The organism is Nocardioides sp. IC4_145 (genome assembly GCF_011250565.1).
Lineage (GTDB): Bacteria > Actinomycetota > Actinomycetes > Propionibacteriales > Nocardioidaceae > Nocardioides.
In genome coordinates, this window is sequence record NZ_JAANMS010000006.1 from 115,347 (window position 1) to 134,420 (window position 19,074).

Here is a 19,074-nt window from a genome sequence, read left to right on the forward strand (position 1 = left end):
CGCACCGCACGACCACCCCGCACCAGCCCGCGCCACCAGACAAGGAACCCCATGTCGGACCTGCTCAGCTCCCTCGGCCACGCCGTCGTCTACGCCGTCCTCGCGGGCGCGCTGCTCGTGGCGGCCTACTACGTGCTCGACCTGGTCACGCCCGGCCACCTCGGCAGCCACCTGCGGGGCGTCGACGAGCGCGGCGACGAGTCGGTGCACGCGGCGAGCAAGTCCGCAGCGGTCGTCACCTCCGCCTGGCTGGTCTCGAACGCAGCGGTGCTCTTCACCGCGATCTGGACGAACGGTGCGCGCGACCTCGGCGAGGCGCTCGGTTGGACGCTGGCCTTCGGCGCGCTCGGCATCGTGCTCAACGCGGTGATGTTCTTCGTGATCGAGGCGATCACCCCCGGCGACCTCCGCAAGATCGTCACCTCGCCCGGCCCGGTGCGCCCGCTGGCGTACGTCGCCGCGTCCAGCGCCCTGAGCGTCGGCCTCATCGTCTGCGCGAGCATCGCCTGATGTGGCGTCACCGGGCGCGCCCGCGCCCCGACTGGGAGCGCATCGTCACCGAGCAGGGACTGGTCTACCCGACGACCGCGAAGCCGGACGGCACGACGGTGCCGTACTGGAACGAGTCCGCGTGGTACGAGCTCACGATGGACGAGGTCGAGATGCTCGAGGCCGCGACCGAGGAGCTGTGGGCGATGTGCGTCGACGCGGCCGGGCACATGGCCGCGACGATGACCGACGAGCGGCTCGGCCTGCCGCCCGGCACGCTCGGCCTGGTGCGTGAGTCGATCGCGCGCAACGACCCGGCGATCTACGCGCGCTTCGACCTCGCGTACGGCGCGGACGGGTCGGTGAAGATGCTCGAGGTCAACGGCGACACCGCCACCGGGCTCGTCGAGACCGGCGTCGCGCAGTGGCGGTGGGTCGAGGACGTCATGTCCGACGTCGACCAGTGGAACAGCGTCCACGACCGGTTGGTCAACGCCTGGCGCCGGTTGCTGAACTTCGGCGCCCTCGGCGACGGCAAGGTGCACTTCCTCTTCGACCTCGGCGAGGAGGGCTCCTACGACGGCGGCGAGATGGAGATGACCGTCGCCTACCTCGTGGACTGCGCGGTGCAGGCCGGCGTCAACGCCTACGCGCAGCCGATCGCCGAGGTCGGGTGGAACCCCGACGCGCGCGAGTTCCGCGACGCCCACGACCAGCCGATCCGCACGGCGTTCAAGCTCTATCCCTGGGAGCAGATGCTCGGCGAGGAGTTCGGCCGGCTCATCGTCGACGGCGCCGAGCGGCAGCCGGTGCGCTGGTTCGAGCCGCCGTGGAAGGTGCTGCTCTCCACCAAGGCGATCCTGCCGGTGCTCTGGGAGCGCAACCCCGGCCACCGGCTGCTGCTGCCGGCGTGGTTCGACGAGCCACGCGACCTCGACGAGTGGGTCGCCAAGCCGCTGCACGGTCGCGAGGGCGACAACATCCGCATCCACCTCGCCGACGGTTACGAGACCCGGATGCCCGGCGTGTACGGCGACGAGGGCTGGGTCTACCAGGGCTACACCCAGCTGCCGGTCTTCGAGGGCAACCACGTGGTGCTCGGCTCGTGGATCGTCGACGGCCAGGCCGCCGGCGTGATCGTCCGCGAGTCCGACGGCCCGGTCACCGACTACTTCAGCCGGGTCGTCCCCCACGCCATCAGCGACGCGCTCTCCCCCGACGACGCCCAGGTCCAGGCCTGGATCCTCGACCGGGTCGCCGCCGACGCGCCGCGCCTGCCGCCGCGCTGAGGGGGTTCCGGGGCGTCGGGGTCACCGGTGAACCGGGGACCCCCTTGCTTACCACGGCAGATCTGCCCCGATATGCGAGGGAGTCACCGGTGAACCGGGGACTCCTGCACCCTCAGGCCGGCGGGCCCAAGGTGCTGGCGAGCCGGGTCCGGGACGTGATGCCGAGCTTGCGGTAGACGTGGGAGAGGTGCCACTCGACCGCCTTGACGGTGACGACGAGCTGCTCGGCGATCTGGCGGTTGGTGAGGCCGTCGGCCGCCAGGCCGGCCACCCGCCGCTCGGAGGCGGTGAGGGCGGCGAGCGCCTCGGACTGCACCCGGCGCGGCCGCTCGCCGAACCGCTCGAGCAGGCGGCGCACCCGCCCCTGCAGCGGCCACAGCTCCTGCCGCCCGGCGTACTCCTCCGCGCTGCGCAGCAACGCCAGCGCCTCGGCCGGACCGCCGGCGCTGCCGACGCCGGAGCCGGGGACGAGCAGGAGCTGGCCGGCGAGGTCGGTGTCGAGCTGGGCGGCCAGCCGCTCGGCACGCACGCCGTCCGCTGCGGCCTCGGCGAGGGTGGCGCGGGCGCGGCGGAGCAGCTCGGTGCGGCGGGCGCCGGAGTCGGCGGTGGCGAGGGTGCGCAGCGCGCCGGCCACGGCGTACGGCGAGCCGGAGGCCTCCGCGACCGCGAGGTGCTCGTGGGCGAGCTCGGCGCCCTCGCGGAACCGGCCCGTGCGGACCAGCGCCAGCGCCGCACCCGCCCGCCACGGCACCTCGAGGACGTGCTCGAGGGACGTCTCCGGCGACGGGTGGGTCCCGGTCAGCACCGTCCCTGCCGCGAGGAATCCCTCCAGTGCCGGCTCCGCGTCGCCGAGCGCGGCGGAGACCTCGGCGCGCGCGTGCAGTGCGAAGGCGGCGACGTCGCCCGGGCTCGCGGTGTGCGCCGCCAGCCGGTCGCTCAGCCCGACGGCGTCGGCCAGGTCGCCCCGCGCGAGCCGGCAGTCGACCGCGGCCGCGGCCACCCGCACCCCGTCGCGGTCGGGGAGCGGCCGGTCACGCAGCCGGGTCAGCGCCGAGAGGGCCTCCACGACCCGCCCCGCGCGGACCAGCGCGGTCACCTCGTCGACCGGGCCGTCCACGGCGGTGGTCAGGGCGTCTGCGGGCACGGCCGCCACCCTAGGAAGCGAGCCCTCCCCGCGTGTCCGGTTCGCGCGACATCGCCGCGGGTGGTCCAGCCAGGTGCAGGTCGGCGTCGCGGCCGAGGAACGCCAGCAGCTGCCCCGCGTACGTCGCGTCGTCGGCGACGGGACGCACCGGCCCGAAGCGCACCCCCCGGTCGGCGGGGTCGACGACCACCCCGGCCACCGCGAGCAGCCCGCGCGCCAGGTCGTCGGGCACGGAGCGGCCGCGGCCGGTCGCGCGGCCGACGTCCCACGCATGGACGGTGATCTCGAGCGCGGCCGCTGCGACGAGCACCGGCCCGGCGAGCCCGGCGTCGCCGACGGCGACCGAGCCGTTCCGGCTGGTGGCGGCGGCGCGGGTCCAGGCGGCGAGCAGCGCACAGGCCTTCTCGCGCAGCGCGTCGACTCGGGTCCGCGTGGGCGGCGGCGGGTCCACCCGGACGACGCCGCTCGCCGCCTCGGTGAACGCGTCGAGCGCGTCCTCCATGTGCGCCAGCAGGGCCCGCAGGGTCCATGCGGTGCACGGCGTCCGCCGGTCGAGGTCGGCTTCGGCGACGTCGGCGAGGACGCCCCGGGCGTAGGCCAGGGACCGGTCGAGCAGCTCGACGGCGCCGTCGAGCGCCCGCGTCATGGCACGGGCAGGTCGTCAGGCTGCTGCGTGGCGTCGGGCCGGTGGTCGGCGGGCAGCCGGTCGGGCAGGCCGAACGTCGCGAACAGCCGGGCGTCGAAGAACGCCGTCACGTGCCGCACCTTGTCGTCCTCCAGCTCGATGACCTGCAGCTGGAAGGGGGTGAAGTCGCCCTCGGGCGTGCGCATGTAGAGGCCGTACGCCGGCTGCCCGTTGGCCCAGGTGGCGAGCATCGGCATGTCGTGCTGGCCGCCGGGGCACTCGTTGCCGATCAGCCAGCCGATGTTGGCCGCGCCCTTGAACCAGCTGGTGAACGGCGGCATGTCCCAGGTCGCCTCGGCGGTCAGCATCGAGACGATCGCGCCGACGTCCTTGCGCCAGAAGGCGTCGACGTACCGCTCCAGCAGCTGCTGCTGCGCCTCGCTCAGGTCCGGCTCGACGGTGTCCTCGGTCAGGCCGCGGTCCTTCATCTGCGCGTGCGCGCGCTGGAGCGCTGAGTTGACCGCCGCGACGGTCGTGTCGAGCGCCTCGGCGACCTCGGCGGCCGACCAGCGCAGCACGTCGCGGAGGATCAGCACCGCCCGCTGCTTGGCCGGCAGGTGCTGGAGCGCGGCGACGAAGGCGAGCCGGATCGAGTCGCGCTCGGCGACCACCACGGCGGCGTCCGGCACCGGCTCGAGCCAGGCGATCTCGTGGTCGGTCTCGAGCGCCTCGCCAGCCATCTGGTCGGAGGTGCCGAGCCCCGCGGGCAGGGGTCGCCGGGGCCGGCCCTCGAGGTTGGTCAGGCACACGTTCGTGGCGATCCGGTAGAGCCAGGTGCGCACCGAGCTGCGGCCCTGGAAGTCCGCCGAGGCCTTCCACGCGCGCAGGAACGTCTCCTGGACGAGGTCCTCGGCCTCGTGCACGGAGCCGCTCATCCGGTAGCAGTGCGCCAGCAGCTCGCGCTGGTAGCGCTCGGTGAGCGTCGGGAAGTCGCTCAGCTCGGGGTTGCTCGTCGTTCCTGCCGTCACCGTCGTCACCGTCGTCACCGTCGTCACCGTCATGCGCTGTGCCTCCACCTCGGTCAGTCTGCTCCGCTCACTGACCGGCGTCGAGGGCAGAACTCATCGGTGTGCGCGCAGGTGCTCCTCGACCAGCTCGAGCGCGCGCCGGGCGGCGGGCTCGGCGAGGGCCCGGTCGGCGGGGACCAGGCCGACGCGGGTGCGCCGGTCCAGCAGGTCGTCGACGTCCGCCGCGCCCTCGTGGGTCACCCCGAAGACCAGCTCGGCCAGCGTGACCGGCACGCCCTCGGCGACCGGCGCGAGCAGCTCGGCCTCGTCCAGGCCGGTGACCTCGACGGCGTTGCCGAGGACCAGCGCGGCGTCGGTGCCGAAGCGGCGCACGAGCCGCTCGGGCTGCTCGAGCGCCGCCAGCGTGGGGCGGGGGGCGGCCCCGAGCAGCGGGACGGAGCGGGTGCGGCAGGGCCCGGCGGCCAGGCCGGCGGTCGCGGGGAGGGCGAGCGCGGCGTCGACGGCGTCCTGCGCCATCCGGCGGTACGTCGTCAGCTTGCCGCCGACCACCGTCACCAGGCCGTCGCGCCCGACGAGCACGGCGTGCTTGCGGGACAGGTCGGCGGTCGAGCCCCCGCCGTCCGTCCCGGCCCCGGACTCCAGCAGCGGGCGGAGCCCGGCGAACGCGCCGACCACGTCGCCGCGGTGCAGCTGGCGGGCGAAGCACGCGGACACCACGTCGAGGAGGAAGCCGATCTCCGGCTCGGTCGGCTCCGGCACGTCCGGGACCGGGCCGGTGACCGGCTCGTCGGTGAGGCCGACGTACACCGTCCCGTCGGGCTGCGGCAGCACCAGCACGAACCGGTTGGTCTCGCCCGGCACCGGCGCGAACACCGAGACCTGCTGGCCGGGCAGCGCCTCGGCGCGCAGCACCAGGTGGGTGCCGCGACTGGGACGCAGCGTGACGTCGTCGGCGAGCTCGCCGGCCCACACCCCGGCGGCGTTGACGACCGCGCGGGCGCGGACGGTCGTCGTGGCGCCGGTCAGCTCGTCGCGGAGCAGCACCTCGGTCCGAGCATCGGTGCCTCCGGTCGCCGGGGAGGTCGACAGGACGCGGGCGCGGGTCCGCACGGAGGCGCCGTACGCCGCCGCGGTGCGCGCCACGGTCGTCACCAGGCGGGCGTCGTCCTCGAGCCGGCCGTCCCAGCTCAGCATCCCGCCGCGCAGGCCGGCCGGCCGCAGGGCGGGCGCGAGCGCGAGGGTCTCGGTGGCCGACAGGCGGCGCGGCCGCGGGAGGGTCTCGGCGTGGGTGCGGGCCCCACGGCGCAGCGCGTCGCCGGCACGCAGGCCGACGGCGGTGAGCGCGGCCTGGGCGCGGGTGACGCTGCTGGTGAGCGGCACGACGACCGGCATCGGGCGGGTCAGGTGGGGTGCGGTGACCTCCATCAGCACGCCGCGCTCGACCGCGGACTCGTGGGCGACGCCGACCTGTCCCTTGGCGAGGTAGCGCAGGCCGCCGTGGACCAGCTTCGAGCTCCACCGCGACGTGCCGAAGGCGAGGTCGTGGGCGTCGACGGCCAGCACGGACAGGCCGCGGGTGACCGCGTCGAGCGCCACGCCGGCGCCGGTGATGCCGAGCCCCACCACGAGGAGGTCGACCTCGGTCGGAGCAGCGGCGAGGCCGGGGGTGATCCGCTCCCTGGTCGGCTCCGTCATTCGCTGCGGCCCGGTCACGGCTGCAGCGTCCGGGTGAGCACGACGCGCATCTCGGCCTCGAGCGCCTCCTCGGAGACGTCGTCGTCGACCATGGTGTGCGCGGAGAGCACGAAGCCGTGGGCGGAGAGCACGAGGCCCCGCGCCATCGCGGCGGGGTCGCCGGCGCGCACGTCGCCGGAGGCCTGGGCGTCCCGGAGCGCCTGCTCGACCAGCTCGAGGATGAGCTGCTGGGAGCGGCCGCGCCGGTCCAGGAGGTAGGGGAGGATCAGCTCGGGGTCGAGCTCGACGATCCGCACGAACAGCTCGTTGCCGCGCAGCACCTTGACCGTGCGGACCAGCTTGTCGACGAGCCGCTCGACGACCGTGCGGCCGGGGGAGTCCTCGTCGTCGGCCTCGGCAGCAACCACCACCTCGGTCCACTCGCGGGTCATCAGGTCGGCGAGGAGCTGCCGCATGTCCGACCAGGTCCGGTAGATCGTCATCCGCGAGACCCCCGCCCGGCGCGCGACCTCGGTCAGCGTCGTGCGCCGCCAGCCGAGGTCGAGGATGCAGGCCCGGGCCGCGTCGAGGTACGCGTCGCGCGGGCCACCGGTCTCGGCACCGTTGTGACGAAGTGACGTCATGTGTCACAGTGTAACGCATGACGCACGACACCTCTGCGATCGCGACGCCCGCGGCCGAGATGCACCCCAGCCGCTGGGGCGACCCTGCCCGCGCCGCCGCACTGCCCGAGTCCGCCCGCGGCCTGGTCGAGGCGGTCTTCGGCATCGACGAGCAGCCCGCTGTCGCCGACGTGGTCGTGCCGCCGTCCGTGCTTAGGCCGACGGTCCTCGACGCACTGCGGGACGTCGTCGGCGCCGACCAGGTGCTGGTCGACGACGACACGCGGCGACTCCGCACGCGCGGCAAGTCGACGCCCGACCTGCTGCGCCAGCGGGCCGGCGACCTCTCCGACGCGCCCGACGCCGTCGTCCGTCCCGCCGACCACGACCAGGTGGCCGCCGTCCTCGCCCTCGCGGTCGAGCACCACCTGGCGGTCGTGCCGTTCGGCGGCGGGACGTCGGTGACCGGCGGGCTGGCGGCGCGGCGCGAGGGGTACGCCGGCCTGGTCTCGCTCGACCTGGTCCGGATGAAGCGGTTGGTCGCCGTCGACCACACCTCGATGACCGCCACCCTCGAGCCCGGTCTGCGCGGTCCGGAGGCCGAGGCGCTGCTGGCCGCGGAGGGGCTGGTGCTGGGCCACTACCCGCAGTCGTTCGAGCACGCGACGATCGGCGGCTTCGCGGCGACGCGGTCGAGCGGGCAGTCGAGCGCCGGCTACGGGCGCTTCGACGCGCTCGTCGTCGGGCTGCGCGTCGCCACGCCCCGCGGCGAGCTGCGGCTCGGGTCGGCGCCGGCCAGTGCGGCCGGGCCCGACCTGCGGCAGCTGCTGCTGGGGTCCGAGGGCGCCTTCGGCGTGATCACCGAGGTGACCGTGCGGGTGCGGCGGCTGCCCGCCGAGAAGGTCTACGAGGGCTGGGGCTGGCCGTCGTTTCCCGACGGCGCGGCCGCGATGCGGACGCTGGCGCAGGCGGGCCTGCTGCCGACCGTGCTGCGGCTCTCCGACGAGCACGAGACCGCCATCAACCTCGCCCGGCCCGACGCGATCGGGGCGGAGGGTGCGAGCGGCTGCCTGATGGTCGTCGGCCACGAGGGCGAGCCCGACCTGGTCGCGGCGCGGCGGACCGCGGTCGCCTCGGTGCTGACCGGCCTCGGCGGCACGCCGCTGGGGGAGGAGCCGGGCCGGGCCTGGGCGCACGGGCGGTTCGACGCGCCGTACCTCCGCGACTCGATGCTCGACGTCGGCGTGCTCGTCGAGACGCTGGAGACGGCGACGTTCTGGTCGCGCGTGCCGCAGCTGTACGACGCCGTCCGCACCGCGCTGGTCGACGCCCTGGGCGAGCCGTGCCTGGTGCTGTGCCACATCAGCCACGTCTACGAGACCGGCTGCTCGCTCTACTTCACCGTCGCCGCGGCCGGTGGCTCGCGATCGCTGGAGCGGTGGCAGGTCGCGAAGGCCGCCGCGAGCGACGCGATCGCCGCAGCGGGCGCGACCATCACCCACCACCACGCGGTCGGCACCGACCACACGCCGTGGCTGCCCGCCGAGGTCGGCGACCTCGGCGTCGGCGTGCTCCGGGCGGTCAAGGCCGAACTCGACCCGACCGGGGTCCTCAACCCGGGGGTGCTGGTCCCGTGAGTGTCCAGCGCTCGTTCACGTTCCTGGTCAACCCGGCCTCCGGTGGTGGCGCGGCGCCCGAGGCGGTCGTGCCGGTGGCGCGGCTGCTGCGCGAGGCCGGCGCGACCGTCGACGTGACGTACTCACCCGGACCGCGGGCCATGCCCGGCCTGGTCGCCGCGGCCGTCGAGCGCGGCGACGTCGTGGTGTCGGTCGGCGGCGACGGGATGCTCTCGTCGCTGGCCGGCGAGGTGTCGGCGGCCGGTGGCACGCTGGCGGTGCTGCCGGCCGGGCGCGGCAACGACTTCGCGCGGATGCTCGGCCTGCCCGACACGCCCGAGGACCTCGCCGCGCTGCTGCTGTCCGGCTCCACGTGCCGGGTCGACCTGCTGTGCGCGTCCTTCCCGGGCGCCGCGCCGCGCGAGGTCGCGGGCTCGGTCTACTGCGGCGTCGACGCCCGTGCCGCCGAGCTCGTCGACGGCGCGCACCGGCTGCCGCGGCGGCTGCAGTACCCCTACGCCGCCGTCCGCGCCCTCCTCACCTACGCCCCCGCCCGCTACCGGCTCTCCGTCGACGGCGAGGAGCGCGAGCTCGAGGCCGCCACGGTCGTCGTCGCCAACTCCGCCTACTACGGCAAGGGCATGCGGATCGCCCCGCCCGCCTCGGTCACCGACGGCGTCCTCGACGTCGTCGTCATCGAGGCCGCGTCCAAGGCCGCGCTCGTCCGCTCGCTGCCGAAGGTGTACGACGGCGGGCACGTCGACCTCCCCGAGGTCACCGTGCTCCGCGGTCGGCGGGTCGAGCTGCGCGCCGACCCGTCCCGTGCCGCCGGCCCGGGTGTGCCCGTCGGTGGTGACGGCGAGCCGCTCGGCACGCTGCCGCCGCTCTCCGGCGACCCGCTCGTCGTCGAGGTCCGTCCCGCCGCCGTCGCCGTCGTCTGCTGAGCCGTCCCGAGCGTCAACGATCGTCAATTGCACGAAAATGTCGGGGTCCAGGGCCGTCGAGGCGCTAGAACGGCGCAATTGAACGATTGTCGACCGGCCCCGAACCCCGGCCGTCCGCCGGCTACCCCGCGAACGTCCAGACGAGCAGCTCGGTGGGGACGGCGGCGGTGACCTGGTGCGCGGGCTCGTCGGTGAAGAGGAAGGCGTCGCCGGCGGCCAGGGGCTCGGCGAGCGAGCTGCGGGTGAGGGCGCCGGTGACGACGTAGGCGTGGACGAGCGGGGCGGCGGGGAGGGCCAGCGTCTTGAGGGCGTCGAGCCGCGCGACCGAGAGCACCGCGCCGGGCTGGGGGGAGACCAGCTCGACCAGCCCCCCGCCGGGAGCGGCGGAGGCGGGCACCGGCGTGACGGCGTACGTCGGGTCGTCGGCGGCGCGGTCGGGGTCGGCGGCCAGCCAGACCTGCACGAAGCGGGCCCGGCCCTCGGGCGTGGCGTGCTCGGCGTGCTCGACGCCGGAGCCGGCGGCGAGCACGGCCACCTCGCCGGGGGAGACGACGGCCTCGTGCCCGGAGGAGTCGCGGTGCGAGAGCCGGCCGGTGACCACCCAGGTGACGATGTCGAGCCCGGAGTGCCGGTGGGTGTCGAAGCCCTTGTCGGACGCGAGGTGGTGGTCGTCGTGGCAGACCATCGGACCGAAGCGGAGCCGCTCGGGGTCGTAGTGCTCGCCGAACGAGAACGCGTGGGAGGTCACCATCCCGCGCGAGCGGCTGACGAAACGGGCGGAACCCCGGCGGATCTCTGTCGTCACGTCCATGATTGTGCCCGTGGCCCCCGCCTCCCCCGACCTCCCCCAGCTGCCGCCGGGCTTCCGCTTCGGCACCAGCACCGCGGCGTACCAGGTCGAGGGCGCAGCGCGTGAGGACGGCCGCGGCCCGTCGATCTGGGACACCTTCACCCACACGCCCGGCCGGATCAACGACGGCTCGACCGGTGACGTGGCGTGCGACCACTACCACCGGTTCCACGAGGACGTCGCGCTGATGAAGGACCTCGGCGTCGGCGGCTACCGGCTGTCGCTGTCGTGGTCGCGGATCCAGCCCACCGGGTCCGGCGCGGTCAACGCGCAGGGTGTCGACTTCTACGACCGGCTGCTCGACACGCTGCTCGCGGCCGACGTGCAGCCGATGGTCACGCTCTACCACTGGGACCTGCCGCAGGCGCTCGAGGACGACGGCGGCTGGCTCAACCGGGCGACCATCGACCGGTTCGCGGAGTACGCCGCGATCTGCGGCGAGCGGTTCGGCGACCGGGTGGAGCACTGGGTGCCGGTCAACGAGCCGAACGTCGTGATGATGATGGGCTACGGCATCGGCGTGCACGCGCCGGGCAAGGCGCTGATGTTCGACGCGCTGCCGGTCGCCCACCACCTGCTGCTCGCGCACGGCCGCGCCGCGATCGCGCTGCGCGAGTCGGTGCCGTCCGGCGTGACCGCGAGCGTCGGCTGCGCCAACAACCACGCCCCGATGTGGCCGGCCTCCGAGGACGCCGCCGACGTCGGGGCGACCAAGCTCTTCGACGCGATGTGGAACGGCCTGTTCATCGAGCCGATGCTGCTCGGCCGCTACCCGGTCGACCTGGCCCCGCTGCTCGAGGACGTCGTGCTCGACGGCGACCTCGCGACGATCCGGCAGCCGCTCGACTTCTACGGCGTCAACTACTACAACCCGTGGCGGATCGCGGCCGCCGGCGAGGACGCCGAGCTGCCGTTCGCGTTCCGCGAGCTGCTCGGCTACCCGACGACCGACTTCGGCTGGCCGGTCGTGCCGGACGCGCTGCGCGAGTGGCTGATCATGTTCCGCGCCCGCTTCCGCCACGCCCTCCCGCCGCTCTACATCACCGAGAACGGCGCGGCGTACAACATGGGCCCGGACGCCGACGGCGTGGTCGACGACCAGGCGCGCATCGACTACCTCGACGGCCACCTCCGCGCGGTCGCGACCGCGGTGCAGCGCGGTGTCGACGTCCGCGGCTACTACTGCTGGTCGCTGCTGGACAACTTCGAGTGGTCCGAGGGCTACGAGCAGCGGTTCGGGCTGGTGCACGTCGACTACGAGACGCAGGCGCGCACGCCGAAGCGTTCCTACCAGTGGTACGCCGACGTGATCGCCGCGCAGACGAGGTCGCTCGGGTAAGGGGTCCGCAGGTCGCCGACGACCTCGATTGTCCGGCATCAGATCGCCCCCGGTCCGGACCACCTCGGCGTAAGAGACCTCTTTCCCAGGTTCTCGAACGGTCCGCGTCCCATGGCTTTACCTTCGACGGGCGTCGGCACTCAGGCCGGCCCTCAGGAGGTCGAGCACATGAAGAACATCAATCACTACGGCGCCGTCCTCGCGGCCGCAGTGCTCGTTACGACCGGCGCCGCTCTCGCGACGCCCGCAGAGGCGCACACCACTGGCATCCACGACAACTGCACGAATCTCAACAAGACGTGGAAGCACGGCGTTGGCCGCAAGGGCGCTGTCGACAAGACCAGCGGCAGCAAGGTCACGAACTTCTACCGCAACACGAAGCAGTACAACCTCGCGGTGAGCCACAACGGCACACTCGACCGCGACAAGGACGGCATCGCCTGCGAGAAGAAGTAGCCCGCCGGATCCGTCGGTCTCCATGCCGACGAAGGAGGGACGTAGACGACGCAGAAGCGAGCAGTCCTTGCGGGGTTCGGGATGGCCACCGTGCTGGTGGTGGCAGGAACGGCTGGCGCCAGTGCCGCGGGCCTGATCACGACGTCGCAGACCAAGAATGGCGCTGTGACGAGCGCGAAGGTGAAGGACGGGTCGCTGACCCTCCAGGACTTCAAAGCCAGCGAACGCGCAAAGCTTGTCGGGCCGGCCGGGGCTGACGGGGTCGCTGACACCACGATCGTGCAGAGCCCGACCGTCGTGGTGCCGGCGGACGACACCGGGACCGTCATGGCGTTCTGCCCCGCGGGGATGCGGGTCACGAGCGGCGGCTACTTCAGCAGCATCGCGGTCGCAGCGAGCAGCCAACCCGACAACGACGGGGACTCGTGGGGGGCGATCGTCAAGAACTTCGGCAACCTGATCCCGGTCGAGTCCACGCCTACGGTGTTTGCGTCTGAGTCGCTCCTGGCTCGCAGCGGAGCAGGTCGAGGCGGCACGGGGTCAGGTTGTCCGTCTGTGACAGGCGTGGGACCTCGCGTTCCGGGGTCGTGTGCCTAGGTGCGCGCTTCGGCGCGTCCTGAGACACACGACTACGCCGCCACTCGCTCACTGAACTGTTGGTGGGATGGCTCCCCGCGGAATCTCCTCGGTCCCGGCCGGTCAGACCGAGTGGCGCACGGCCATGGTCGCGCGGACCGAGTCCTCGTCCCAGGGCTCGCCGAGCCACTCGTACATCCCGCGCAGCACGGTCGGGTCAGCGACGTACTCGTCGTAGTGGACCCGGTACGCCGCGTCCCCGAGGTCGGCGGCGAGCGCGAGGATGCGGTCCTCGATCCGCGCGAGCTCGGCTGCCTTCTCGACCGGGTCGCCCTGCGCCCACCACTTGCTGCGCAGCACGTCCGCGTGGTCGCGGGTGTTGACGAGGAACCGGGCGTCGGGGAAGACCTTCCGCAGCCACGCGACGTACTCCTCGAGGTCGTCGTGGTACCACCGGATCTCCTTGAACCCGGCGACCCGCGTGTCCTCCTCCGGCCGCAGCACGGTGTCGACGACGAGCCGCCGGATGCCCGCGATCGAGCGCTGGGCGGGGAAGTCGGCGATGCCGTAGAAGGGGTGGGTCGGCTGGCGCAGCCGCTCCTTCTTCTCCGGGTCCGAGCCGCGCCGCGACTCGGTGACCATCGTGCGGTGGAAGGCGAAGAGGTGGTGGAGGGCGTCGCGGTTCTCGCCGCGGACGAGGTAGCCAGGGAGGGCGTTCAGCAGGCCGGAGACCAGCGTGGAGCCGGAGCGGCCGTAGGTGACGACGAAGAGGTAGGCGAGGTCGGGGTTCTCGCGCTTGCGGTGCCGACGCAGCCGCGCCCTGAGCTCCTCGACCTCGGATTGGGTCACCGCGAGTCCCGCCGTGCGAAGACGTACATCGACTGCCCGTCGGTCTCCCGGCCGTGCACGAACTCCTCGACGACGAGGCCCGCGTCCCACACCAGCTGCTCGAAGTAGCGGCGCTCGAACCGCACGCAGTGCAGCGCGCCCTTCCACTCCAGCTTGAGGTAGTCGGTCGGGTTCTCGACGCAGTCCGGCACGTCCTCCTCGACGAACGCCGTCATCAGCGCCCGGCCCTCCGGCGCGAGGATCCGCGCGATGGTGCGGGCGTAGCCGGCGACGTCGTCGGCGAGCATGTGGGAGAAGACCGAGTAGGAGTAGAGGACGTCGACGCTGCCGGGCTCCGCCGGGATGTCGTAGGTCGCCTGCCCGTCGGGGTTGTAGCGGGCGTTGTGCTGGTCGACCAGCGTGAACCGGGTGTGCTCGTCGGTGAGGTGGTCCTTCGCCCAGCCCAGCAGCTCGGGCTGGACGTCGACGCCGTGGTAGTCCGCGACGTTGCCGAGCAGGTGCTTGACGCCGATCGCGAGCCGGCCGGCGCCGCAGCCCCAGTCGAGCAGCCGCTTGCGGCGGCCGAGCCCGGCGCGCTGGCGCAGCAGCTTGACGTCGCGGATGCCGGCCTCGACGAAGTCGGCGTCGCGCTTGAAGTGCGCGCCGCCCATGCGCAGCCGGTACGGCGGGAGCGGCACGGCCGCGAGGTCGAGTGCGGCGGGTGTGTCGGTCACGGCCGGGAGTCTACGAGCGCGAGCGCCCGGTCCAGCAGGGTCGCCGCGCGGGCGTCGAAGGAGTGCTCGGCGACGACGCGCTCGGCGGTGCGCCGCCGGGCGGCCGCGTCCGGCCAGTGCTCGTCCGGGTCGCCGGTGGTCAGCGCACGGAACTCCTCGTCGGTCCGCCACACCCGGACCGCGCCGGCCGCGTCGCCCAGCACGTCCGCCAGCCCGGTCACGTCGTCGGAGAGCAGGCGCCCGCCGGTGGCAAGCACGTCGAGGACCCGGTTGGAGACGAACCCCTCCGCCCGCATGTCCTCCCAGTGGTCGTTGAGCACGATGCCGGCGCTCGCGTAGAGCGCGCCGAGCTCGTCGTTGGCGACGTGGTCGGCGAGGACCGGCACGTCGTCGGGCCAGCCCCGGCCGATCACGTTCAGGTCGAGACCGGTGCGCTGCGCCGCGGCGACGCTGGCCCGCAGCTCGCCGCGGGAGTTGCCGACGAAGAGGGCGCGCGGTCCCCGGGCGGGTGCCCATCGGCCCGCGTCGGGGTGGAACCGGGTGGTGTCCGTGCACTGCGGGAGCGGCTCGATGCCGTGGCGGGCCGCCCAGGTCGCCGAGGCGGCGAAGGCGGCGTCGTAGGCGTCCAGCTCGCCGGAGGTGACGAGCTCGGGGTGGCTGATCACCCAGAGCAAGGTGGCGGTGTGCGCGGGCGGCTCGACCCGCTCGAGGCCGCGGAGGACGAGGGTGACGTCGTCGAGCTCCCGGGTACGCCGGGCGCGGGTCTCGGGGTGGTCGATCGCGACCCACTGGCCCCGCCGCTCGAGCGCGGCGGCCAGCGAGCGTGCGAAGTGCCAGTCGCCCCACCGCTGCCCGCGCGGCGCGGCCGGCGCCGCGATGTCGATCGACCACCGCAGCGCGCGGCGACCCTCGCGGATCGTCAGTGGCCGGCCGGGCGCGTCGAACCCGGCGGCCCGCCAGAGCTCGTCGTCCGACCCGGTCGTGACGACCACGGAGCGGCTGTCCCCCGTGACGACCAGCCGCGACTCCGGGACGAGCCGGACCTTGCCGCGCCGGCCGGTCCGGACGGCGTGCGCCCCGGGCCAGGGGGCGGCGAGCGGGACGTGCGCGGCACGGACGGCGTCGTCGACCGGGAGGCCGGCGAGCGGTCCGGCGCCGATGGTGAAGTCCGGCGCCAGGAGCAGCGGCTGGGCGACCGCGACGGCGTCGTCCTCGAGCGCGGCCAGGAGAGGGGGCAGCCAGGGCCAGCGGGGCGGCCGCACCTCGGGTCGGACGCCCACCACGACGGCCGCAGGCTCGGGGTCTGCCACGACCCGCACGGTCGGCAGGTCGGCGACCACCGCGGTGAGGATGCGGGTCGCGGTGCGGACGTCGGTGACCAGCTGGGCGGACACGTCCGGTGTGCGGGCGAGGTGGCGCGCCCACTGGACGGCCCGCGCCAGGTCCTGGACCTCGACGACCACGCTGACCTCGGCCGACGCGGCGCGCTCCTGCGGCTGTGCCATCCGCGCCAGGAGCCGGGCCGCGTCGTCGGTGCCCACCCACTCCTCGATCGGGCCGGTGGCGTCGAGGTCGACGAGCGGGTGCGGGGAGCGCTGCCGCTCCTCGGGGTCGGCCAGCCAGAAGCTCAGCGGGTCGGGCGCGTGCTTCGCCCAGCGCGCCCTGGGGTAGAGCCAGTCCGGCTCGAAGAGCGGGTGCGGCGTCGCGCCCTCGGGACGGTGCCGCACCCAGTGCTCGGCCGCCTCGGCCCGCGAGCCGAACGCCCGACCTGCCTGCGCGGCGTACCACTCGACGTCGAGGAGCGGGCTGGCCGCGACGAGGGCGATCGCCTCGGTCTCGGAGGTCCGCGGCGGCACGGCCGTACCCTACTCAGCACCATGCCTGCCCCCGCCGAGCCCGCCGTGTCGCTGCCCGCGGACCTGCGGACCCCGGCGCTGGTGCTGACCGACGACCCGTCGGCGGTCGGCAGCCGGGACGGCGTGACGGTCTGCGACCCGGCGTCGGCCCCGCAGCGCGACGGCGGCTGGGCGTCGGTCTCGCTCTCCCTGGCCGACGAGACCGCGCTGCGCCGGGTGGTCTCCGCGCTGCCGCCGCTGGGCCGGGCGCGGTCGTACGCGGTGGTGCTGCGGTCGGCGGTCTCACCGGTGACGCTCGTGCCGCGGCCCGAGTGGCCGGCCCTGGCCGAGCTGGACGTCCGGCTGGTCGACGGTGGCGCGGTCACCCGGGTCGAGCTGGTCAAGGGCGTGCCGGTCGCCGACGTGCTGGTGGCCCTGGCGCGCGGGACCGGATCGCCGGCCGTCGCCGGCCACGGCGGGCTGGTCGCGGCGCCCGGGCTCGACCTCGGGCTGCCGGCCGTCGCCGACGTGGTCACCGACGACGTGCCCGCCTCCCTCGTGGCCACCCCGCCCGCCGAGGCGTCGACGATCCTCACCGTCCAGCCGGTGCTCGTGCCGACCGGGACGGACCTCGAGGTGGGGCCGCTCGACGAGGGTGTGCTCAACCCGCGCGGCTCCGCGGTGCCGGCCACCCGTCCGGCCGTCGACCTCGACCCCGGGTGGCGGCCGACCGCCGCGCTGGTCGCGTCGTTGCGCGACGTGGAGGCCGTGCGGGTCAGCTGGCCGGCACCGGAGCGGCTCGTCGCCGGCCTGGCGCTGGCGGGGGTGCCGCTGGTCGGGGTCGCCCCCGTGCCGCCCGCGGCCCGCGAGCGCCTCGGCGACGCGCTCGCCGACCTGCTCGAGCCGGGCGCCGCGGCGCTCGCCCGGGACGTGCGGTCGGTGGTGCTCAGCCGGGCCGCGCAGGACGCCCACGCCGTCCCGGCCTGGCGCGAGCGCGTCGGCGCCCGCGCGGGGCTCCGCGTCGCCGGCGAGCCCACCATCAGCCTGGTGCTGACAGGCGGCGCGGACGACCGGGCGCGGGCCCAGGTCGCGCGGCAGGTCGGCGTCGAGGTCGAGGTCGTCGAGCCGGGTGCCCTGCCGACGGGGGACGTCGTGCTCGAGACCGCGGCGGACGGGTGGTGGGGCCCGGAGGTGCTGCGCGACCTGCTGCGCGCGCGGCGCTGGTCGGGGGCCGAGGTCGTCGAGATGCCCGCGGAGGTGGTCCACGCCGAGGCGATCGGCGCGACGGTGCGCCGGCGGCTGGCGACGCAGGCGTACGTCGCCGGGCCGGACCGGTTCCCCGGGGCCGCCGGACTCGTGCTGGTCGACCGGGCCCTGGCCGGCCTCGGGACCGATGCGCTGCGGGCGGCCGGCGCGACGACGTACCGCACCCACGGCCTGGCGCACGTCGCGCGCCTCCGCGGCCACGCCGGGGTGGGGGACCTGCTCCGGCGCGAGCACGTCGTCGCCCAGTGGCGCGGGCTGCACCTCGGACCGCTCGTGGAACCGGACGCAGGAGGATCGCGATGAGGGGCCAGCCACGGGTGCGCCGCAACGACTGGAGCGCGATCGAGGTGCCGGAGCCCGGGGCATGGGAGCCGCGGCTGTCGGCGAGCGTGGTGGTCCCGGCGTACCGGGCCGAGGCGCTGCTGCCGACCGTGCTCGCCGGGCTCGCCGCGCAGACCTACCCGGCCCACCTGCTCGAGGTGGTCGTCGCGAACGACGGCCCCGACGACCTCGTGCTGCCCGAGGTCCGGCCCGAGCGGACGCGCGTCGTGCGGGTCGAGTCGGGCTGGGGCCGCGCGAACGCCTGCCACACCGGCGCGCTCGCCGCCGACGGCGACGTCCTGCACTGGCTCGACGCCGACATGCTGGCCGAGCGCGAGCACGTCGAGGCGCAGCTGCGCTGGCACCACGTGGTCGACCACGCCGTGGTGCTCGGGCACAAGTGGTTCGTCGACCCGGCGCCGGTGCTCGCGGCCGGGCCGGAGGCGGTGCGAGCGGCCGTCGCGGACGGGTCGGTGGCGGCGTACTTCGACGGGCAGCCGCACGAGCCGCACGACTGGGTCGAGCAGGTGTACGCGCGCACCGACGACCTGCGAGCCGCCGGCCCGCGGGCGCTGCGCACGCACGTGGGGGCGACGGCGTCGCTGCCCCGCTCGCTGTACGACGCCTCGGGCGGCATGGACACCTCGCTGGTGCTGGGCGAGGACATCGACCTCGGTTACCGCCTCGCCGAGGCCGGCGCCGTCTTCGTCCCCGACCGCGCCGCGCGCAGCTGGCACCTCGGGCCCTCGCACGTGATGAACCAGCGCGAGGACGTCAACGCCCACAACGACCCCTACCTCGCCGACCGCGTCCCCGACCTGCGCCCGAAGCGGCGACCCGGCCGGCTCTACTCCGTCCCGTACCTCGAGGTCGTCCTCGACACCCGCGGCCAGCCCCACGACGCGGTCTGCACGGTCGTCGACGCCGTGCTCGCCTCGACGCTGGCCGACCTGTCGGTGGTGCTGCTCGGCGACTGGGACGCGCTCACCGACGACCGCCGCTCGCCGCTCGCGGACCCGCTGCTGGACACCCGGCTCGTGCACGTGTCGTACGCCGGCGACCCCCGCGTCCGGTTCCTCGACTCGCTCCCGCCGGGCCGCTGCCCGGCGATGTTCCGGATGGTGCTGCCCGACGCCGGGTGGGCGCCGAAGCGACCGGCCCTCGCCGCGCTGCTCATGCACCTCGAGCGCACCCACCACGGCCTGCGCCAGGTCCACTGCCCCGACGGTGCGGTCGTCCGGATCGAGCGGACCGCTGCGGTGTCGCGTGCCCACCTCGTCGCCGAGCCGGGGGAGGACCTCGACGACGTCATCGACCAGCTGTTCGGCTCGTGGTGGCTGGAGGCCGACGACGCCGGCTTCGTCCTCTCCGCCTCCCTGAAGCGCCCGCGCCTCCCCGGCACCGCCGGCCCCGCCCTCGACCCCGCTCGGGCCTGGG

The 19,074-nt window shown here is 74.7% G+C and carries 18 protein-coding genes; 9 read left to right on the forward strand and 9 right to left on the reverse strand.

What is annotated here, in order from left to right; genetic code table 11:
- The first annotated feature begins 51 nt into the window (after positions 1-51).
- Complete coding sequence (locus G6553_RS04930) at positions 52-510, forward strand: DUF350 domain-containing protein (protein ID WP_207619358.1); 459 nt, start codon at positions 52-54, stop codon at positions 508-510.
- Positions 510-1,778, forward strand: coding sequence for a glutathionylspermidine synthase family protein (locus G6553_RS04935; protein WP_166189679.1), 1,269 nt, complete (start codon positions 510-512; stop codon positions 1,776-1,778). Before G6553_RS04930 ends, G6553_RS04935 begins: the two co-directional genes overlap by 1 nt.
- 112 nt (positions 1,779-1,890) lie before the next feature.
- On the opposite strand, the gene G6553_RS22035 is transcribed toward G6553_RS04935, so the two are convergent.
- From G6553_RS22035 to G6553_RS04960, 5 genes are read right to left on the reverse strand one after another with little or no spacing between them, the layout of a single operon-like run.
- On the reverse strand, positions 1,891-2,922 hold the full coding sequence (locus G6553_RS22035; protein WP_207619359.1) for a LuxR family transcriptional regulator: 1,032 nt from the start codon (positions 2,920-2,922) through the stop codon (positions 1,891-1,893).
- Between the two features lie 10 nt (positions 2,923-2,932).
- Positions 2,933-3,568 (reverse strand): TIGR03086 family metal-binding protein, encoded by a 636-nt coding sequence (locus G6553_RS04945; protein WP_166189680.1) that lies wholly within the window; start codon positions 3,566-3,568, stop codon positions 2,933-2,935.
- Positions 3,565-4,608, reverse strand: a complete 1,044-nt coding sequence (locus G6553_RS04950; RefSeq protein WP_166189682.1) for a sigma-70 family RNA polymerase sigma factor — start codon at positions 4,606-4,608, stop codon at positions 3,565-3,567. The genes G6553_RS04945 and G6553_RS04950 overlap by 4 nt, the downstream gene beginning before the upstream one ends.
- A 60-nt stretch (positions 4,609-4,668) precedes the next feature.
- Positions 4,669-6,288 (reverse strand): glycerol-3-phosphate dehydrogenase/oxidase, encoded by a 1,620-nt coding sequence (locus G6553_RS04955; protein WP_347565501.1) that lies wholly within the window; start codon positions 6,286-6,288, stop codon positions 4,669-4,671.
- Entirely contained in the window at positions 6,285-6,893 is a 609-nt protein-coding gene (locus G6553_RS04960; RefSeq protein ID WP_166189684.1) for a TetR/AcrR family transcriptional regulator, read from the reverse strand. The genes G6553_RS04955 and G6553_RS04960 overlap by 4 nt, the downstream gene beginning before the upstream one ends.
- 17 nt (positions 6,894-6,910) lie before the next feature.
- Between G6553_RS04960 and G6553_RS04965 the strand changes: the two genes are divergently transcribed.
- Positions 6,911-8,509 carry an FAD-binding oxidoreductase gene (locus G6553_RS04965; protein WP_242679989.1) on the forward strand — a complete coding sequence of 533 codons (1,599 nt, stop codon included), beginning with the start codon at positions 6,911-6,913 and terminating at the stop codon, positions 8,507-8,509.
- Positions 8,506-9,432, forward strand: coding sequence for a diacylglycerol kinase family protein (locus G6553_RS04970; RefSeq protein WP_166189686.1), 927 nt, complete (start codon positions 8,506-8,508; stop codon positions 9,430-9,432). Before G6553_RS04965 ends, G6553_RS04970 begins: the two co-directional genes overlap by 4 nt.
- 121 nt (positions 9,433-9,553) lie before the next feature.
- On the opposite strand, the gene G6553_RS21600 is transcribed toward G6553_RS04970, so the two are convergent.
- Positions 9,554-10,237 (reverse strand): pirin family protein, encoded by a 684-nt coding sequence (locus G6553_RS21600; protein ID WP_166189688.1) that lies wholly within the window; start codon positions 10,235-10,237, stop codon positions 9,554-9,556.
- A 16-nt stretch (positions 10,238-10,253) separates the two neighbouring features.
- Between G6553_RS21600 and G6553_RS04980 the strand changes: the two genes are divergently transcribed.
- The 3 genes from G6553_RS04980 to G6553_RS04990 all read left to right on the forward strand — a co-directional run bounded on the left by G6553_RS04980 (position 10,254) and on the right by G6553_RS04990 (position 12,674).
- Positions 10,254-11,621: a GH1 family beta-glucosidase gene (locus G6553_RS04980; RefSeq protein ID WP_347565502.1), complete on the forward strand. Its 1,368-nt coding sequence runs from the start codon at positions 10,254-10,256 to the stop codon at positions 11,619-11,621.
- 168 nt (positions 11,622-11,789) lie between these two features.
- Complete coding sequence (locus G6553_RS04985) at positions 11,790-12,077, forward strand: excalibur calcium-binding domain-containing protein (protein WP_166189691.1); 288 nt, start codon at positions 11,790-11,792, stop codon at positions 12,075-12,077.
- An 81-nt stretch (positions 12,078-12,158) separates the two neighbouring features.
- The gene (locus G6553_RS04990; protein ID WP_166189693.1) at positions 12,159-12,674 is read left to right on the forward strand and encodes a hypothetical protein; all 516 of its coding nucleotides are present in this window, start codon (positions 12,159-12,161) and stop codon (positions 12,672-12,674) included.
- A 102-nt stretch (positions 12,675-12,776) separates the two neighbouring features.
- Here the strand turns inward: G6553_RS04990 and G6553_RS04995 are convergent, their stop codons facing one another.
- The 3 genes from G6553_RS04995 to G6553_RS05005 are packed head-to-tail and all read right to left on the reverse strand — an operon-like array spanning position 12,777 to position 16,071.
- A complete protein-coding gene (locus G6553_RS04995; protein WP_166189694.1) occupies positions 12,777-13,502 on the reverse strand; it encodes a sulfotransferase in 726 nt (241 codons plus the stop codon).
- Positions 13,499-14,215, reverse strand: coding sequence for a class I SAM-dependent methyltransferase (locus G6553_RS05000; RefSeq protein WP_166189696.1), 717 nt, complete (start codon positions 14,213-14,215; stop codon positions 13,499-13,501). The genes G6553_RS04995 and G6553_RS05000 overlap by 4 nt, the downstream gene beginning before the upstream one ends.
- Positions 14,212-16,071 (reverse strand): hypothetical protein, encoded by a 1,860-nt coding sequence (locus G6553_RS05005; RefSeq protein WP_166189697.1) that lies wholly within the window; start codon positions 16,069-16,071, stop codon positions 14,212-14,214. The genes G6553_RS05000 and G6553_RS05005 overlap by 4 nt, the downstream gene beginning before the upstream one ends.
- A gap of 21 nt (positions 16,072-16,092) precedes the next feature.
- Here G6553_RS05005 and G6553_RS05010 point away from each other — a divergent pair, with 21 nt between their 5' ends.
- On the forward strand, positions 16,093-17,619 hold the full coding sequence (locus tag G6553_RS05010) for a hypothetical protein (protein ID WP_166189699.1): 1,527 nt from the start codon (positions 16,093-16,095) through the stop codon (positions 17,617-17,619).
- Positions 17,616-19,074 (forward strand): glycosyltransferase family 2 protein (locus G6553_RS05015; RefSeq protein WP_166189701.1); only part of this gene is annotated, 1,459 nt, incomplete at its 3' end. The genes G6553_RS05010 and G6553_RS05015, both read left to right, overlap by 4 nt.

Bases quoted from the DNA above. Each gene is read 5' to 3' on its own strand.
- G6553_RS04950 (WP_166189682.1), bottom strand. From the start codon at position 4,608: ATGACGGTGACGACGGTGACGACGGTGACGACGGTGACGGCAGGAACG.
- G6553_RS04985 (WP_166189691.1), top strand. From the start codon at position 11,790: ATGAAGAACATCAATCACTACGGCGCCGTCCTCGCGGCCGCAGTGCTC.
- G6553_RS04945 (WP_166189680.1), bottom strand. From the start codon at position 3,568: ATGACGCGGGCGCTCGACGGCGCCGTCGAGCTGCTCGACCGGTCCCTG.
- G6553_RS04990 (WP_166189693.1), top strand. From the start codon at position 12,159: ATGGCCACCGTGCTGGTGGTGGCAGGAACGGCTGGCGCCAGTGCCGCG.
- G6553_RS04960 (WP_166189684.1), bottom strand. From the start codon at position 6,893: ATGACGTCACTTCGTCACAACGGTGCCGAGACCGGTGGCCCGCGCGAC.
- G6553_RS04935 (WP_166189679.1), top strand. From the start codon at position 510: ATGTGGCGTCACCGGGCGCGCCCGCGCCCCGACTGGGAGCGCATCGTC.
- G6553_RS04930 (WP_207619358.1), top strand. From the start codon at position 52: ATGTCGGACCTGCTCAGCTCCCTCGGCCACGCCGTCGTCTACGCCGTC.
- G6553_RS04965 (WP_242679989.1), top strand. From the start codon at position 6,911: ATGACGCACGACACCTCTGCGATCGCGACGCCCGCGGCCGAGATGCAC.
- G6553_RS05010 (WP_166189699.1), top strand. From the start codon at position 16,093: ATGCCTGCCCCCGCCGAGCCCGCCGTGTCGCTGCCCGCGGACCTGCGG.